Source organism: Persicobacter diffluens (genome assembly GCF_036244895.1).
Lineage (GTDB): Bacteria > Bacteroidota > Bacteroidia > Cytophagales > Cyclobacteriaceae > Persicobacter > Persicobacter diffluens.
In genome coordinates this window covers 1-17,556 of record NZ_BQKE01000015.1, presented here as the reverse complement: position 1 = coordinate 17,556, position 17,556 = coordinate 1, and the positions used below count along the sequence as shown (strand labels likewise).

At 40.3% G+C, this 17,556-nt stretch carries 21 protein-coding genes and 1 pseudogene; 16 read left to right on the top strand and 6 right to left on the bottom strand.

What is annotated here, in order from left to right:
• Positions 1-974: 974 nt before the first annotated feature.
• From AAA970_RS27740 to AAA970_RS27670, 15 genes and pseudogenes are all read left to right on the top strand, one after another.
• On the top strand, positions 975-1,328 hold the full coding sequence (locus AAA970_RS27740; protein ID WP_338240178.1) for an alkaline phosphatase family protein: 354 nt from the start codon (positions 975-977) through the stop codon (positions 1,326-1,328).
• A gap of 8 nt (positions 1,329-1,336) precedes the next feature.
• Positions 1,337-1,585 (top strand): sulfatase-like hydrolase/transferase, encoded by a 249-nt coding sequence (locus AAA970_RS27735; RefSeq protein WP_338240177.1) that lies wholly within the window; start codon positions 1,337-1,339, stop codon positions 1,583-1,585.
• A gap of 194 nt (positions 1,586-1,779) precedes the next feature.
• A complete protein-coding gene (locus AAA970_RS27730; RefSeq protein WP_338240176.1) occupies positions 1,780-2,067 on the top strand; it encodes a hypothetical protein in 288 nt (95 codons plus the stop codon).
• A gap of 232 nt (positions 2,068-2,299) precedes the next feature.
• A complete protein-coding gene (locus AAA970_RS27725) occupies positions 2,300-2,605 on the top strand; it encodes a HEAT repeat domain-containing protein (protein WP_338240175.1) in 306 nt (101 codons plus the stop codon).
• A gap of 136 nt (positions 2,606-2,741) precedes the next feature.
• Positions 2,742-2,924 (top strand): hypothetical protein, encoded by a 183-nt coding sequence (locus tag AAA970_RS27720; RefSeq protein WP_338240174.1) that lies wholly within the window; start codon positions 2,742-2,744, stop codon positions 2,922-2,924.
• Between the two features lies 1 nt (position 2,925).
• Positions 2,926-3,453, top strand: a complete 528-nt coding sequence (gene deoC / locus AAA970_RS27715; RefSeq protein ID WP_338240173.1) for a deoxyribose-phosphate aldolase — start codon at positions 2,926-2,928, stop codon at positions 3,451-3,453.
• A 45-nt stretch (positions 3,454-3,498) separates the two neighbouring features.
• Positions 3,499-3,885, top strand: a complete 387-nt coding sequence (locus AAA970_RS27710) for a PfkB family carbohydrate kinase (protein WP_338240172.1) — start codon at positions 3,499-3,501, stop codon at positions 3,883-3,885.
• Between the two features lie 23 nt (positions 3,886-3,908).
• Positions 3,909-4,226 carry a PfkB family carbohydrate kinase gene (locus tag AAA970_RS27705; protein ID WP_338240171.1) on the top strand — a complete coding sequence of 106 codons (318 nt, stop codon included), beginning with the start codon at positions 3,909-3,911 and terminating at the stop codon, positions 4,224-4,226.
• Between the two features lie 194 nt (positions 4,227-4,420).
• Entirely contained in the window at positions 4,421-4,678 is a 258-nt protein-coding gene (locus AAA970_RS27700) for a hypothetical protein (RefSeq protein WP_338240170.1), read from the top strand.
• A complete protein-coding gene (locus tag AAA970_RS27695; protein ID WP_338240169.1) occupies positions 4,635-5,324 on the top strand; it encodes a hypothetical protein in 690 nt (229 codons plus the stop codon). The genes AAA970_RS27700 and AAA970_RS27695 overlap by 44 nt, the downstream gene beginning before the upstream one ends.
• 54 nt (positions 5,325-5,378) lie before the next feature.
• Positions 5,379-6,140: a hypothetical protein gene (locus AAA970_RS27690; RefSeq protein WP_338240168.1), complete on the top strand. Its 762-nt coding sequence runs from the start codon at positions 5,379-5,381 to the stop codon at positions 6,138-6,140.
• 135 nt (positions 6,141-6,275) lie between these two features.
• Positions 6,276-7,349, top strand: a complete 1,074-nt coding sequence (locus AAA970_RS27685) for a transposase (RefSeq protein WP_338240167.1) — start codon at positions 6,276-6,278, stop codon at positions 7,347-7,349.
• 53 nt (positions 7,350-7,402) lie between these two features.
• Positions 7,403-7,897, top strand: a pseudogene (locus AAA970_RS27680) (transposase); the annotation flags it as partial.
• Positions 7,898-8,368: 471 nt separating this feature from the next.
• The gene (locus AAA970_RS27675) at positions 8,369-9,571 is read left to right on the top strand and encodes an ATP-binding protein (protein WP_338239640.1); all 1,203 of its coding nucleotides are present in this window, start codon (positions 8,369-8,371) and stop codon (positions 9,569-9,571) included.
• 374 nt (positions 9,572-9,945) lie between these two features.
• The gene (locus AAA970_RS27670) at positions 9,946-10,623 is read left to right on the top strand and encodes a transposase (protein ID WP_338240166.1); all 678 of its coding nucleotides are present in this window, start codon (positions 9,946-9,948) and stop codon (positions 10,621-10,623) included.
• Between the two features lie 9 nt (positions 10,624-10,632).
• Here the strand turns inward: AAA970_RS27670 and AAA970_RS27665 are convergent, their stop codons facing one another.
• From AAA970_RS27665 to AAA970_RS27640, 6 genes are all read right to left on the bottom strand, one after another.
• Complete coding sequence (locus AAA970_RS27665) at positions 10,633-11,601, bottom strand: IS30 family transposase (RefSeq protein ID WP_338236266.1); 969 nt, start codon at positions 11,599-11,601, stop codon at positions 10,633-10,635.
• 692 nt (positions 11,602-12,293) lie between these two features.
• The gene (locus AAA970_RS27660; RefSeq protein ID WP_338240165.1) at positions 12,294-12,851 is read right to left on the bottom strand and encodes a malectin domain-containing carbohydrate-binding protein; all 558 of its coding nucleotides are present in this window, start codon (positions 12,849-12,851) and stop codon (positions 12,294-12,296) included.
• Positions 12,815-14,752, bottom strand: a complete 1,938-nt coding sequence (locus AAA970_RS27655) for a malectin domain-containing carbohydrate-binding protein (RefSeq protein ID WP_338240164.1) — start codon at positions 14,750-14,752, stop codon at positions 12,815-12,817. The genes AAA970_RS27660 and AAA970_RS27655 overlap by 37 nt, the downstream gene beginning before the upstream one ends.
• 704 nt (positions 14,753-15,456) lie before the next feature.
• Positions 15,457-15,672, bottom strand: a complete 216-nt coding sequence (locus AAA970_RS27650; RefSeq protein WP_338240163.1) for a type 1 glutamine amidotransferase family protein — start codon at positions 15,670-15,672, stop codon at positions 15,457-15,459.
• 50 nt (positions 15,673-15,722) lie between these two features.
• On the bottom strand, positions 15,723-16,115 hold the full coding sequence (locus tag AAA970_RS27645; protein ID WP_338240162.1) for a type 1 glutamine amidotransferase family protein: 393 nt from the start codon (positions 16,113-16,115) through the stop codon (positions 15,723-15,725).
• Positions 16,116-16,949: 834 nt separating this feature from the next.
• A complete protein-coding gene (locus AAA970_RS27640; protein WP_338240161.1) occupies positions 16,950-17,276 on the bottom strand; it encodes a Crp/Fnr family transcriptional regulator in 327 nt (108 codons plus the stop codon).
• 35 nt (positions 17,277-17,311) lie between these two features.
• Here AAA970_RS27640 and AAA970_RS27635 point away from each other — a divergent pair.
• A partial coding sequence (locus AAA970_RS27635) for a hypothetical protein (protein WP_338240160.1) occupies positions 17,312-17,556 on the top strand: 245 nt, incomplete at its 3' end.

The window sequence follows — 17,556 nt, the reverse complement described above, 5'->3', positions numbered from 1 at the left end:
TTCCGTGTTGGGATCATATACGCTGATCCCCCATTCTTAAATCGAATCCAGAGTTGATTACGGGAGTCCACTAATAATTCGGAAATCCACGAACTTTGAATACTTTAGGGTCTTCTTTATTAGGCTTAAAAACTTTGAAATGATAGCCATCGTAGCGAAGCAGACCATCTTGCGTGCCAAACCACATATAGCCGTTTTATCCTGAGTGTATTGGTAATAAGAGAATGCGAAGCCCCTCTTTTCGGGTAAATGTTTCAAAATTATATTTTCAGCAGGGTGATTCTGGTCGAAGTCACTACTATTAACAGCAGGAAACAGGAAAAAAGGTGTTTCATTGTACTGAGATTAAAAAGTCGAAAGGATAAAAAATATACATTGTTATTCATCCAAATTCAATCTAATTCTGAAATAGGAGACAAATCGCTAAAACGAGCCTGATTGAAATAGAGCGGCATTCCGCTTCAATTTTTATGCAGTCTCTTGTTTTATGGAGCAATGTTTCCCGTTTATTCCATCTTAGTACTCGGATGACATACTTAAAGTAAACATTCAAAGAATATATTTACTCTTTTGTCGTCGTATTGGTGATTTTTCTCCTTTTTTTGGAGATCCATACCTTCTGCTGGCTTCCTAAATGGTTGAATAATCCTTCCTTTAGTTTAAAGGATGATGGGTATTCACCTACATAAAATAAATTTTTATACTCTTTCCTTTCCGCCCGCAAGCTAATTCGTGCTTTATCAATACTTGTTTGCTATGAAGCATTTGCTAATATTTTTTAATATAGTGGCTTAAATTTTTTAACAGATTATTTCACGGAAGGGGATGATAGTCCCGGCTCCAAATATGTATGGTTCATGAGTGAGATAATAGCCATTTATCGGGCTATGGTGATTCACTTGCGGTGACCCTAACCTTGACCGCCTGGCAAAGCAGGGCATCACTTTTCAGAATGCTTTTGCCAATGCACCGGTTTGTGCGCCTTCGCGCTCTTCGATTATCACGGGAGTTTTGCCACTTCTATTGGTACGGAGCATATGCGATGTAAGGTGGAGATGGATTCTTCCATTGTTTACTTTCCTGCACTTTTAAGGGAAAACGGATATTTCACCACGCTAAGATTTAAGAAAGATTATAATGCTTCCTGTCCAAAAAATGTCTGGGACAAGGATGATTTTTGGGACATCAATGAGTCTTTGGAAGGGCGAAAGGAAAAACAACCCTTCTTTATATTTTACAATACGTGGATCAGTCATGAGACACGTCTTCACCACAAAAAGACCGCTATAATATTTTCGGGACAGTTTCGAGTATATCGACAGTACTGAGGTCGAAGGTGGATAAGCAACCTTACCATATCCAGCCTGAGCAGGTAAAAATCCCTAAATATTTGCCGGATATTCCTGAAGTCCGAAATGACTTTGCCTCCTATTATGAATTCATGGCGATGATGGATTTGGAATATAAATATGTGATGGATTATCTTGAAAAAATCGGTGAGCTCGACAATACGATCATCATTTATTCAAGTGATCATGGTGGGGTGCAGGAAGAAGCAAGCGATTTACCTTTGAGTCTGGCTTAAAATACCACTGATTATTTATATTCCTCCGAAGTTCCGGGGTAAGGAACTCAAAAATATCGAACAGCAATTAGTCAGTCTAATCGATATGCCAGCCACTATCCTGTCTATGGGGGCGTTAACCTCCGAAATCCTATCAGGGGCATGATATTTTTGGCAAGCAGGAGGATCGATACAGCTATGGCTTCCGTGGGCGGATGGATGAAAGTCTTGACTTGGTAAGAAGCCTGCGCGATAAGCAATATCGATATGTCCGTAATTTTTATCCACAGCATCCAAACGGGATTCACATTAATTTTCTTTGGAAAGCCGAAGGCGTCAAGGCTTGGGAAAAAGCATTTAATAATCAGCAGACGGATGAATTTTCGTCGGCATTTTTTGAGCCACGGACAATAGAAGAGCTGTACGACTGCGATGCAGACCCTGAAAACATTCATAACTTGCTGCTGACCCTTCTTTCAAAGAATACTGAACCGATTCCGTAAAGCGTTGAAACAGGAAATGGAACGAACCAATGACATTGGTTTATTCCTGAGGCTGATTTTTATGCTCATTGTCAAAAACAAAAAATCCCATACACTTTATATGCTAAGACACAGCCCATGAAAGTAATCAGAGCAGCGGCATGGATGCAACTTCCACAGATGACTTTTCTGTTTTGAGTAAACTGATGCAAAGTGAAGTGGATGCTGTCCGGTTTTGGGAGTGAATGGGTGTATGTTACAAAAGAAATTGCCACCGCATATCGTTGATCAACTCAAAGATATGCTCGATGATACCAATGCGGCAGTGCAAGCGAGTACTGCAGAGGTACTTTACACGCACGGCTTTACGGCCGATGCTTTAGCGAAGATTGAGCAACTCCTACAACATCAAAATCCTTTCGTGGCCCTGAGGGTGATGAACTGTATCGAAGTGAATCAGATCAACAATGCTTCCATCAAAAAAGTCATACAATCACTAAAGCTCTATGACAAGCAGGAATATGGAGGAGAATACATCAACAATAAGATCAACTTTTAAGAGGGAACTCTATCGGAACAAAATAAGGAAACGACTGATAATGGAGGTGGTCTTCATTGAGTCCTCTTAATTAGAATATTATTAATCCAAAACCAGCTCGATAATGAATTAATTGAGCAAAAATAAATTTACAACTATGAGCAATGTGCAAGAATTAGCATCCATGATCGATCATACGATCCTTCACCCACAATTAACGGACAAAGATTTGGAAATTGGCTGCCAGGTAGCGGCCAAATACAATGTTGCTTCCGTTTGTGTGAAGCCTTTCGCAGTGGACCAAGCCAAAAATTATTGGCAGGAACAGCCGTTAAAGTAGGTTGTGTGGTAGGTTTCCCTGGCGGAATTCATCAATCGATGTAAAAGTTTACGAAACGGTACAAGCGATCAAGGATGGTGCACAGGAGATCGATATGGTCATCAACATCGGCAAGGCGATGCAAAAAGACTGGGCTTATTTGAAAGAAGAGATCAAGGCTTTGGCAGACGCTTGTCATGAGCGTGGAGCATCTTTGAAAGTGATTTTTGAGACGGATTATATCACGGAAGAGGCGTCAATCGTTAAGTTGTGTCAGATCTGTACAGAGGTAGAAGCGGATTACGTAAAGACTTCCACCGGTTTTGGATTTGTTAAAGGTGATGATGGCCGTTTCAGCTATGAAGGTGCTACTGATCAGGTGCTTAAATTGATGAAAGCGAGCGTTGGACCGAACGTAAAAATCAAAGCTTCAGGCGGTATCCGTAGCCTGAAAAGACTTTTGGAAGTCAAAGAAATTGGTTGCCACCGCGCAGGAGCGACAGCAACAATCGATATGTTAGAAGAAGCGATGGCTCAGTTAGCTGACTAAGCCTGAAGGCACCTATTTTTTATCAGCCACACATCATTTTTAACTATGAAGAATATATTGGTTATTGGTTCATCCAACGTGGATTTGGTAATGAAAATGCCACGATTGCCTCAAGTCGGTGAGACCGTTACGAATGCAAATTTCCACCAGTATTTTGGGGGCAAGGGAGCAAATCAGGCCGTGGCAGCCGCCCGTTCGGGTGGGGAGGTTACTTTCATTACCGCAGTGGGGAAGCAGGATAATTATACTGCGGAGATGATCAGCAATTTTGAGAACGATCAGATCAATTGCGATCATGTCGAGTATATTGATGGAGTCAACAGCGGATGCGCCTTTGTGATGGTTGGTGAAGAAGGGCATAATTATTTGGCAGTGGACTCGGGCTCAAACCAAAAGTTGGCCCCACTGCTGTTTCAAAAAATGAGGCACTGATTCATGATGCCTCCGTGGTGGTTTTGCAAAATGAAATCCCTGAGCAAACCAACGAGTTGATCATCTCGGAAGCGGTGGCACACAAGACGCCAATTGTCTGGAATTATGCGCCGGCGATCCCGAAGGACAAAAAGATTTTTCAGGGCATTGACTATCTGATTGTCAATGAAGTGGAAGCGGCCTTTATCACCGAAATTGCTGAGATCTCGCCGGAAAATGCTCAGCAAGCCATGATGGCCCTGTTGAAGCTGGGTGTTAAATGTGCGATCATCACCATGGGTGGTGACGGCGTTGCTTATGCCAATGCAGAAGGGCGGGTTTTGTGCCGGCCAATAAAGTAAAGGTTGAGGACACCACTGCAGCAGGGATACCTTCTGCGGATGTTTCGCCAAGGCGATTGTTGATGGTACGTCCATTCCGGAGGCGATTGTCTTTGCCAATGCAGCAGCGGGATTACGGTCCAGCGATTGGGCGCGCAAAGTTCTATCCCGACACAACAAGAGATTGAAGATTTTTCACATAAACCTGAATCGTTTTGAACAGTAGCCTATATCAATACATCAATAAATTAGCAGCAACTGCAACCTCCCAAGAAGAGGTTTTTGGATTGCTGTTTTCTCAGATTGGTTATCATCCTGACCGCCCGATCAAAGTTATTTTACGCTTGCCGGCAGCCTATGAATTTGAACAGGGAGCTGTCATTTGGTCGGCGAGCAATCTGATACAGCTTATGAACAAAACTGGGTCAAATGGGGAAATGTATGGGGGCGCAGTGGTGGATCGCCACTTTTAAAGGCGTTGCCGAAGGGAATTACCATGTGGAGCACCGATTAGGTGCAGAAGTGATGATCCGCGATGGGCGATGCACGGTTAAAAAAGACATTTTGTGGGACGACACTTACAACTACTGTTCGGTAGATATGCTTCAGCGTCGTTTTCACTTTACAGGATTGCAAATGGGTTGGCAGGATGCAGGGACCAAATGGGCCGAGTCTCCAGCGCAGTCTTCTATGTTGATGGGCTTGCTGAACATGTACCTCAACGGCGGTGAACTTTATGATGAGCAGTTCAAAAAATCATTGGAAGAGCAAATTATTGTTGGAGCCAATTATATGGTTGCTACCGCCGATTATGCCGCAGCAAAAGGATATGCAACAGGGAGTTTTGTACACGATTTACTGGAAAACAAAAAGGTCGTATTGCCTAATGATGCCTCCAAAGCGGTTTTGTCATTGATTCAGACTTATCAGGCATTGCCCGACTATGCAGAGAAGAAAAATCTTAAGTCTTACATTTTGAAAGGATGGAATATCTGCGCAGCACAACGTCTCCTCAGTTTGGGTTCAGTACGGTTCAAAGAGGTATTGATGCTGATATTCTTCCACCAGAAGGGAGTGGCCAACACGGGAATTGTTCAATTTCGTGGCGATTATTGTTGAGGGGACAAAAATAAGTTAATCTCCAAGCAGGGAGTCAGTACTTATCTGAAACAATTGCGTGACCGACAGCTCAAAGCGGAAAATGCGGTACAGGGAATTTATGGGGTATTCAAAGAATTTGATACTACCGATCACCTTGAAAGCATGTGGGTGCATTCGATCCTTGACCATGTTTATGGCGTAGATTCGGGCGGATTGATTCCACCACGTATTTTGGACTTACTACAGATTGTCAATGGGGATTTCAGTGAAGAAGATAAACAATTGGCTGAAGACATTATCCATGATTTTGCCTATGGATTCCTGATTCCTGCGGCGCGACAAAATCCGTTCTCTTTGTTGCCAAATACCGTCAAACTGAATGGGGATTGCGTATGGTTTGCCGGACCGTTCCACGGGATGAACAGCATTTACGGGTATTTAGCAGAGACCTGTTTTGCCTTGAGCAAACATTATCAAGAAGATGAATTTGAGCAGATTGCCTATGGTAATTTGCAGTGGATTGCAGGGCTAAACTCCGGTTTGACACAGGAGGCACAAGACGTGGGTTGTGTGGTTTGCAGCACCGACCAACCTAAAAATACGGCTATTCCAGTAGGGATGATTTGCGGAATTGGTAACCGTACTTTCGGTACTTGGTTCCAGTCGAGAGGCGTTATCACCAGCGGTTTTTCAGTGGGTGCACCTTTCGTATTGGATGTAATGGCAACCAAAAAAAATGACCGGCCACAATCGTTCACCGATGAGGAATGGATCCCTCATTCGGCGGGTTGGCTACATGGCACCATGAAGCTAAAGCAGTTAAGTAACAGTTGATTAGGTGCCGGATAAAAAGTAAAAAGGGGTATTTATTTGTCCACCTATTTTCGCATACAGCTAGACATTTTTGCCTAAAAACGTAAAAAGCGAATCAACAATAGTAACTTTGGGTTCCCACACCAACAAAGATCTATGTTCAATTCGCTTCACAGCAAACTTACGCAAGAATTTCCAAAATGGGGTAAAGCTTGCTGGAAAAATGTACTCGCTTTAAGTTTAGGTATCATCCGAAAAGGAACCGTATGTCTTAATAAAGTGAAAGATTGCATAGGTAGCATTTTAGAAAATCAGAGTACTTCCGCCTCTGGTCATTACAAACGCTTAACCCGCATATTTACGGAATATTCTGACACCCATTTATGGAGTGATCTATTGCAATTATCCGCCATGCATATGCATAAAGGTGGGGATTTTTTGATGGTGGATGGCACCAGTTGGAAGCAAGGGGATCGCACTTTTCATTTCATGACCTTGGCAATTTTGTATAATGGAGTAGCTGTGCCGATCTATTTCATGAATCTGGAAAAGAAGGGCATCAGTAATCAGGAAGAAAGAATTCAGTTGCTTGAAGAGGCGTCAAAGTTATTCAATCTTGAAGGCAAAATTCTCTTGGCTGATCGTGAATACGCAGGACAGAAATTCATCAAATACCTTGAGGATAACGGCTTTAAATATGTGCTTCGGGTAAAAGAATGCAACTTTAAGAATCAGTGGAATGAAAAATCTATGACGAAAGCGCAAATGATTTCAAAAGTCATAAATAGTAAGGTGAAGGGCAAAACGATGTCCGCTAAGATGAAGTTTGAAGCCGGAGACAATTGCTGGATGGTCATCAAGAAAAGTGAAGATGCGGAAAAGGAACCTGTGATTTTCCTTCTGACAAATCTATCTAAAAACGCATATAAAGTAGCTGAGGACTATCGGAAGCGATGGCAAATTGAGACATGTTTCAGACATTTGAAGACCAATGGTTTTGACCTTGAAAAAATGAATGTTCAGGGAGCAGATAGATGCCGGTTAATGATGGCTATTGTCGTTTTTGCATATTCGGTATCCATAGCTCATGGGTTGAAAAAGTACAAAAGTGTTAGTCTGAAAACTTATGCCAATGGTAAAAGGTACAGATCCATTTCCGTTTTTCGAAAAGGAGTCGAATGCATCGCAGAAGCTGATTACAGAATAGAAAATTGGGCGAGTATATCCTGATTCACTTCTTAAGCCATGATCGGAAAATTTGCCCCAAATCAATAAATGTCTAGTTGTATGAAGAATTCCCTAAAACAAAGGCGCAACGCTGCTGGATGCATAAAACCGGCAATGTTTTGAATTGCTTACCCAAATCGGCTCAACAAAAGGCTAAGGACAAAATCCATCAAATATGGATGGCCGAAACCAAAGACGAAGCCGATAAAGCATTTGACTTATTCATAGATACTTATGAGGCAAAGTATCCGAAAGCTGCAATTTGTTTACAAAAAGACCGTGATGAATTGCTGAATTTTTACGACTTTCCCGCCGAACATTGGCAAAGCATCCGAACCACCAATCCGATAGAGTCCGCTTTTGGGACGATCAGACATCGTACGAAGCGATCAAAGGGTTGCTTGGATCGGGACGGAATGCTCCATATGATATTCAAACTCGGCATGTGTGCGGAGAAAAACTGGAATCGAATACGGGGCTATAAAACCATTGAAAAAGTAATCAGAGAAGTTAAATTTAAAGACGGCGAAGAGATCAAACAGGCCGCTTAACTTCGACTTCCTGAACACCACTTTTGGGCATAGCTCCCTGCTATAAATTGAGGCTTAAATTGAAATTTGGCTAAATTTAGATTATACCCTAACCCTATCCAAAATCAGAATACCCTAACTCACTGGTATTCTGATTTTTTTTGCTTCCTACCGAGAACTACTACCCTACCCGTTCAAAATTTTTCAAAATGAAGGGAATTTCCATGCTTACTTACACCTTCATTAATACAACATTCCAAATGCCCAAAGCGGAATGACTCGGCCTTCCCCATATTCAATATCATCCTTGACCACGAACGCATGGTCTAGTCCTTGAATTTGCTTCTGCGTTGTATTTTTTCCATCGATCACAAAAGTGTGTTGACCATAAGCACGCATCAGCTTCTTTTTAGAGATTTAAGCAAATATAAGTGAAATGCCCTGAATAAGTGATTAATTTTGGTTATTTTGCCTTGAAAACAAGGCATTTTAATGGAAAAACTACAGCGGACATTTCTGAATATTCTGAAAAATACTAGTTTAAACTTCCAGCGTAGGTTTAATATTGATTGGAATAACCGGATGACGGCTATTATTGGCGCCAGAGGAGTCGGTAAAACCACCTGGATTCTACAACAGATCAAACTAAAACACCCTGATCTTCAGCAGGTATTATTTGCTTCATTGGACGATTTGATTTTTTCCAACAGGACTTTAGTGGATGTGGTGGATGAGTTTTATGCTTTTGGTGGGCGATTTCTTTATCTGGATGAGGTGCATAAGTATCCCAATTGGTCTCAGGAATTAAAGAACATATATGATAGCTACCCTGACCTCAGGGTTGTTTTCACGAGCTCTTCCATTCTCAATATTTACAAAGGAGAGTATGATTTAAGCCGGCGGGTGGTACAATACCAAATGGATGGTATGACTTTTCAGGAGTATCTGGATTTGAAATATCAGCTCCGACTACCCCCATTAAGCCTTGATGACATTTTCAACCACCAATATGAAGAACACTTAAATCTGATTGGTGAGGAGAACCTGCTGCCACGTTTTCATGAGTATTTATCTGAAGGCTATTACCCCTTTACCGTGGAGCCGAACTTCCATTTTCGGCTAAAAAAAGCACTGGAACAGGTGATTGATATTGATTTATTAAAACTAGAATCCATGACGCTGGCGAAAGGACAAAAAATCAAAAAAGTCCTGGGGATAATTGCAGATATGGTCCCTTATAAACCCAATATTGCGGAGCTCTCTAAAAAAACAGGTATTCACCGGGATGAAATAGCGCTGGCTTTTCATTTGCTGGAACGAGCGAGAATACTCAATTTACTGATTTCAGATACTAAAGGATTTAACCTTTTACCCAAGCCGGAAAAAATATATTTCGAAAATACTAACCTTGCCTATGCCCTAAGCGGAACGCCTGAAATTGGAAACGTCCGGGAAACTTTCTTTCTAAATGCGGTTAAAAATGCCGGATTCCTGGCTAATGATTCCAAAAAATCAGATTTTATCCTGAATAAGAAATGGACCTTTGAAATTGGCGGCCGAAACAAGACTAATCAGCAAATAAAAGGTATTGAAGAAGCCTTTGTGGTAAAGGATGGCATCATCAGAGGAAGCCAAAACACCCTGCCTTTATGGGCTTTTGGGTTTTTCGAAAATACTTTTTTGAAGGAAGGGTAAAGAGATACTGTCGCGTTAATCCGAATAATTCACCGCTAAATGTATTCATCCAATGGTTTCACCATCAGTTCAATACAGGTGTTATTAATTGCCCCAAATTTGGGCGATTAATACATTAACAAACATAACCTTATTGAACTGTAAATAAGTTATTTAAGGTTAAATACTAAATCTAACAGTAAATAGGGTCTGCTGAAATATCGAGAGCTATCTAAAAACGACTGAAAATCAACCTAATAAAACACTTTGAATCTCTTTTAGTGCAAGGGGAAATTTAGTAAATTGTCCTTTAAATAGCCCCAGGGCTCCTTTCCTACTTTTTTTGCTTGCACCATGATTAAGCATTCCCTGATCAACTCGAGATTTCTGATTTTATGGACCCTTATTTGGGAGTCCTTAATCCCAATAACAGATGGATTATTTTGGCCAAAGAAATTCCTTGGCGTCAATTAAAAAGGATCTATGAACGGAACATGTCCTCCGACAAAGGAGCTAGACCTAAACCAGCGCGATTAGTGATTGGAGCCTTGATTATCAAACACAAATACAAGTTGTCTGATAGAGAAACAATTGAACAAATCAAAGAAAGTCCATATCTACAATACTTTGTTGAATTGCATAAATTCCAACATGATCAGGTATTTGATTCTTCATTATTTCCGACAATTAGAAAGCGATTGACCATAAAAGACTTTAATGATTTAAGTCACTTACTCCAGAGTCATGACGTTAGTATTGATGAGCAAAGCGAACTTCGTGATGAAAAAGATGTAGAAAGTAATACAAATTCTAATAAGCCTGAAATTGAAAACTCAATATCAGTTGACGCTACTGTAGCGGTGCAAGAAATTCCTTATCCGACCGACCTGGCTTTGATCAATAAGGCTCGTATTGAATCAGAAAAAATCATCGATATATTATGGAAATTTGTTAAAACAGATTCTAAGAAACCTAGAAGCTATCGACAAAAAGCCCAAAAAGATTTTCTAACCTTGACAAGAAAAAAGAAAAAAGGTGCCGATTTTTGGAGGGCTGCAAATCGAAAACCTTGAATTCCAATTTTAAATGCAAGTTTTATTGATGGTGATCAAATTTTTTCTTTCACCATGAATATATTCGATAGGCGTCCAAAAATTCAATTTCTTTCTTGGGCGATTATTGAGGGTTTCTTCTACTTGGAGTACTGAATTCATTTTGATATTGTCCATTGATTTCCCTTTAGGAAAGTACTGTCTTATTAGGCCATTTGTGTTTTCATTGGTACCCCTTTGCCAACTGGCGTAAGGGTCTGCAAAGTAGGCCACACAACCAACAGAGGCTTCTAATTCTTTATGGCATGCAAATTCTTTCCCATTATCACAAGTAACCGTCTTCCAAGGTATTAAAGATCTTGAAGCCATATCTTCTAAAGCTTTCAAAACATCTTTATCTGATTTGCTTAATGCTATTCCGATCAATGTATATCTAGACCTTCTACAAACAGCCGTAACCAAAACATTTGACTTCTCCTTGGTCCCTACCACAACATCAAGTTCAATATGCCCAAACTCCGATCTATTATCAGCCTCCGTGGGTCGAATATGAATAGGTTTCCGATCTGGAATTTTTGATCCATTTTTTGAATTAGATTTCCGTTTTTTCCTTTTCCCCTTACTGATCCTAAGGTGATTAGCCAATTCAGGGACACTATAAATGAATTGATAAATTCCTTCAACTGAGATCATAGGAGTCCCTTCCTCTTTGCATCTTCCAGCTATTTGTTCTGGGCTGAAATCATTATCAATAAGAAACTTACGAATTACTTGTTCCATTTCAGGGGTCCGTTTATACGGTTCCCGATTATTTTTACGATTGGCCAGGTACTTACTATGCGCCGTATCAGCGTCGTAATACCCTTTACGACAACGCTTTATTTCTCTCCCTATAGTCGATACATGAAATCCAACTTTATCAGCAATAGCTGTTTTATTGAACCCTATTTTAACTAACGCTTCAATTTCATATCTTTGTGTCAGGGTAATCTGGGCCATTGTTATTTCTTATTTAAGTGCAATTAGATTTAAATTTCAAAGGTACCGGATACCTTTTTTTTATGCCAAATAAACTTGCACTTAAAATTAGAATCCAGGTTTTAAAGTATAGATTCTAACTCCCTATTTAAACAGTGTTGAGTTGGAGAAATTTGCAATATTGTTTTCATCCAGGAGCTTATTTTAAGGCTAAAAAAATCAGTAGAAAAAAGAGGTTAGGACAAATTGTCCTAATCTCCTCCAATCTACAATTTATTGATATTCAACTCAACCAAAAACTGATTAACATCTTTATCTAAATCTTTCGCTTTTGAAGAGATCCCTGTGCGCAGATCTTCCTGAAAATCTTGGATTACCAGTTTTTGCTGCTTTTGTCTCCTTTGATTCGCTGAGGTTTTTCTGGCTGAGTTCGCGGAATTAGAACGGGAAGTGATCAAAGAGAAGACCCTCGCGGGCATTGCACTGGAGAAGGTCGAGGGGAAATTCAAAGGCAGAAAACCCGGCTCGAAAAACTTCCGGAAGCACCATCAGTAGGATAGCATGATGGCGCTTTTGGAATCCGGGAAATCGGTTACGGCCATTCATCGGTTGACTGGGGTGAGCCGGGTGAGTATTGCGAAATAAAGGCATGAAAACAAGGCTTAATATCAGTATTGAGCCTTGTTTTCCACTTTTTGAACCGGCGCTTTTATTTAATTGATAACCACTACTTTAAGTGATTCTACTCTTCCTTCCTTTTGCAGCTTTAATACATATGTACCCTTCGGGATACCATTGGAGAATTTAACTTCGTATAAGTTTCCCCTTTTTTCAAAGGTGAGTTTTTCCCTAATTCCCAACAAGTTAAATGCCACAATATCGAGCAGAGGCTCCTGAGATAAAATAGTAAAGATTCCATTATTGGGGTTGGGCCAAAGGGTAGTTTCTTTTACTCCTGCCTGCTCTCCATTCGTCATTCTTAGATTCTCCTGCCCCGCTTTTTCTAATGAAATAGCGGATACTTTGGCGTTATCAATTCCGTATTCCCCTAAATAAAATCGAATTTCTGTAAGTTCACTTTTTGCTTCAATCGAAAAAGACTTTTGTAGCGGAATATATTTTCCGCCAGACTCTGAAATAATATCCAAATTTTCCAATATATCAAAGCCATCCACTGAAACATTAAAACGCCGCATACCCACTTGCTCATGGTAAATCTCTTCAAAATACAATGTCAGGGTATATTTTTCTCCCTTTTCAGTGGGAAGCACATACTTAAAATCCTTACCATATCTTTCCCAGTCATATAAAAAATCAGAACCCCTCCTCTATACACCTGTCCCCCAACGAAATAACTATCCGCATCAAAAGCCCGGTAAATCCCATATTTATTGTAAACCCGGCCTCTGTAAGGCCAAACAGGCTCTCCGCAACTAACATATAAATTGGGTACGCTTTCCACTTTTGCCCAATCAATGGCATTCACCATAGGCAGGTTCCGACTTCTCCGTCCTGGGTAAAAATCAATCTTAATCAGAGAATCCGCCGGTACGTAAAAACTTGGTGTGCCTTTTTTATATAGATAAAAATAAAACTCCTCTAACATGGTTAGATTATTAATATCTACACTAAAAGCTCTTGGCATGCTTTGAGGATAAGGGACTGCTTTCCCCAAATAATTTTCAAAAAAATGAAGATTCACCTTGTATAACCCTTTCTCTTCTACAGGAATCTCATAAGAAAAGATTCCAAATCGTTCGCTCTTCAATTTTGAAGTGGACAATAGATCATAACCAGGCTCAATATAAGTACGCCCCCCAACATAATATTGGTCTATACCGTTAGCATCAGATTGAATATAAGATGTGCTGGTACTCCCGGCGTTAATACTTCGTACCTTAGGTGGTTTTCGTATTTGGATCGCATTCAATGTAGGAATTTGTTCAGGCCCTGCCTTTCGGCTTTCAGTAAATGAAATCTCGATATAGCCATCTGTCACCTCTACATTAGATCTTTCCTGGGTAATATATTTTTCGGGATCGGGCTCATAGTTTGATAAAAATCGTTTACCATTGATGGTCATATCCATCATAGCCGGCACACGGTTTTGCAGGTATAACCAAAAGAATTCCACCACATAATTTCCATTCTCTATCGGAATTCGATAAGTGAAATAGCCGTCTCTGGCCGAAAATAAACTGATAAAATCCTCAGAGGAGCTGGAAACAGTCTTACTTGCATTAAAAGTCAAAAACTTTTCATCAGATTGATAAAGCCCTTTTTCAGGTCCTCCCACATTGATGTAAATTTCATTTTTATCAACTAAGGCTTTTGGAGTGATTCTTTCCAATAAAGGGTCTAAATCTCTGGTATTAATCTTATAATATAAATCATTAATCTTTAACACATTATGATCCTCATACAATTCATAATCCCAGAATAATCCGGTTGACTCGGGATCAAATACACCTTTGTACTCTTCCACATAGTTATAATATGGGGAATCTAAAAATTCAGATAATTTTTCTGTCTTTGTAGGATTCTCTAGGCCTGATGTAGCTTTTTTAAAACCAAATAAATCCAAAGGAAAAAATGTGTCAGCGGAAAAATGCGAGGGAGTTTCTTCCAGATAGTCAACTTTTCCTTTTTGGATTTTGATACACTCTATCCATGGATATTTGCTATTATAATTCTCCGGTTCGTCAATCAACAACTTCAAATATAAAGCTTCCTGATCGGCATAAACCCCTATTTTTTTCTCTTCAAAAGCCTTTTTAAATTGGGCATAATCCATATCCCGAGAAGGGTAACTCATCAGCACCCAATCATTTAAAGTAAAATAATAAATTTGATTACCAGCTAGGGCAAATAATACCTCATCTTTAATAAACAGGTATTTCGCAGATAATGCTGGATAATTGTTAAACTCTCCAGTTTTGGTATCATAAGAAGATATCCACTCCCTATCCGTAATAAAAAATACTTTTTCCTTAAATGTTAATATACGATAGTCGTATACGGTTTTATACGGGTAATTGGATTCATCCCACACAGCCGTAACATCCTCCTTTAGAATTGGCATTAAAAGAATGTTTGGAGTGGTGAAATTTGTTTGGCCCAGGCTGTAGGGCACAAATAAAAATATCAATACAATAGTTAATAAATACTTCATATTCAACAGGCTTTGGTTATTACCTTTGTAAGTATTATTGATAGCTATTGTTAAGCCTCGCTCACTTATTTGGTCATAATATTCGCTTAATAAAATAAATGCTTCTAAAATTATAAAATTTGAAAAAGTTGGTAATCTCCTTCATTTACCAATCTCCTTACAAAGCGTGTTTAAAAACACCACTGCCCTACTGCAATTTCGGATTATTGGAAATGATTTTAACCCGAAAGAATGCCTACTCTAAACCCTCGTTTAACTGCAAGTCGGGAAAATGAAGGAATAGTCCGCTATTTCGAGTTTTTGTCCAAGGAAACAGAGGAAGGAAGAGCAAGCACGCTTGCCAAATTTGGGCTGTACAAAAACCAAAGAAAAACAACTATAACAAACTGAATATAAGCCCCACTGACTTGATTGAATGGATTGAGTTGTGAATAATTCGGGTTTATAGCGTGTTTAAAAGTCAAAATTCGCAGCGAAAATTTGTTTATTGCAGAAGCGATACCCGATTACTTAGAGCGCATAGTATCGCTATTGTTAAGAAATTATCCAAAATCGCTTCCCATAATTCGAATTTGCGGCTGGAGGGGATGCTTTTAAACACGCTCATAAAGCATTTTTTAAATTAGTTTTGCTGCAAAACCTGCACTACTTTTTCCCCTAATAAATGCGCGGAGGCCGGATTCTGGCCGGTCACCAATCGACCATCAACCGAAACTTTTCCGCCCAGTTTCCGCTTTATCAATGCGGGCTCCTTTTTCAATCAGAGCGGTTTCCAGGGCAAAGGGCACCACTTCCTCTAATTGCATCTCCGCCTCCTCTTCATTGGTGAAGGTGCTAATGGTTTTGCCCTCTACCAGATAGCGCCCATCATTAAGCTGAATATTAATCAAGCCTGCCGGCCCGTGGCAAACCGCACTCACCACTCCCCATTCTCATAAATTTCCGCGGCAATATCGGCCAATTTTTATCCTTAGGAAAATCCCACATTGTACCATGTCCTCCGGCAAAGTGAATGGCCACATAGTCCGCCACATTTCACTGCTTCAGGCTTTAGGGTATGCTGAATTTTTTGTTGGAAAGCAGGATCTTCCCAAACCGCTTTGTTCACCTTATCTTCCAGGTCGAAGCCATCTACCGGGGCTTGACCGGCTTTAGGGCTGACGATATCAATTTCATAACCGGCATTGGTTAACACCTCCCAGGGGTGCGCTACCTCACTCAGGTAGTAACCGGTTTCCTTACCGGTATTACCGAGCTGCTGGTGACTCGTTACCACGAAAAGAATTTTTGCTTTTTGTGCATGGCTATTGTATTGGGAAAACAAAAGTACGCCCAACATTAAAATTTTAATGAATGATTTCATGTCAATAATGAATTAATATTGAAAGATCGAAATGACCTTTCTTATGAATAATTGAATTTACAGGACTTCTCCTGTTTTGCGTGATGGCTATAGTGGTTTGAGCAGCTTCACTTCCCGATGCTCCAACAAGGGGAGGATTTTCGCCAGTAACCAATTCCTGATAGTGGGCAGCAACCTTTATGGGCTTCCAGCGCCTCCCTGTTCTGATAGCTTTCATAAAGCCAGAGCATGGTGGGCGCATGAAGATCCTGAAATGCCTGATAGGCGAGAATTACCCCGGCTCAGCAGTACTTTCGCCTGCAACACCGGGAGCATGGACAATACCTCTTGCAGCGCATCTGCTTTACTTGCCATTGGCGATAATCGTGATCATGGTCGTTTTATTTCCTGTTAATGGGTTAAGCCGGATTATTCATACTTAGAGCGCATTTAACAGCACACCATTCGGCTGCAAATCCGAATTATTGAAATCGATGTTTGAATTTTAAACATGCGCTGATTTCAATGATGCAAAATTGAGGAAAGTGTTCCTGAGGCAGAAGGAGGGAAAACACAAAAAAAAAGTGCGGCACGTCACACTTTTTTACCCTTAGAGCATACTTAAAAGCGCACCATCCCGCCGCAAATTCGAATTATTGGAAGCAATTTTAGCTTATAAACACGCGCTTACCGGGCCGCCCTGAATCTGGCAATGAATCATTTGGGCTAATTTTCATTGTAAAGGCGGCTGAGCGTTTCTCTAGAAACCCCAGGTAAGCCGCGATATATTTTTTAGGAATACGACTGCTCAAATTAGGGTATAAGCGCAAAAATTCCTCATAACGACCACGAGGGTTATGGGTCAATAAAGACAGGATGCGTTGTTGCAAAGCAATGTAACCGCTGGTTACTTTTTTTTCGAAAAAAATGCTCCATTTTATGCATCTCGGAGCAAATTTTCTCCCGTTTGTGTACCGAAAGCTGAAGCAGTTGACAATCTTCCATACAGTCAATATTAATGGTGGCAGGCGTCTGATTAAAATAAGCCTGATAATCCGCAATCCACCAGTCTTCAGCGGCAAACTGCAAGATATGATCCTTACCCTCCTGATCCGTGTAAAATGCCTTTAGACAACCCCCAAGCACCCAGTTATCAAACCGGTCATAAGTACCGGCTTGCACCAGATATTGATGCTTTCTGAGTTTTTTTCTTCAAAATGCCCGAGTATATAACTAAACTCCTGATCGGTAAGTGGCGTGATGCGTTCGATGTGTGTCCTGAGCGGATGCATATAATAGCTGATTTTTTAGAGCGGATTAAAAAAGCCAATATTCGCAGCGAAAATTTGTTTATTGCAGAGGCGATACCCGATTATTTTGAGCGCATAGTATCGCTATTGTTGAGAAATTATCCAAAATCGCTTCCAATAATTCGAATTTGCGGCCGGATGATATGCTTTTT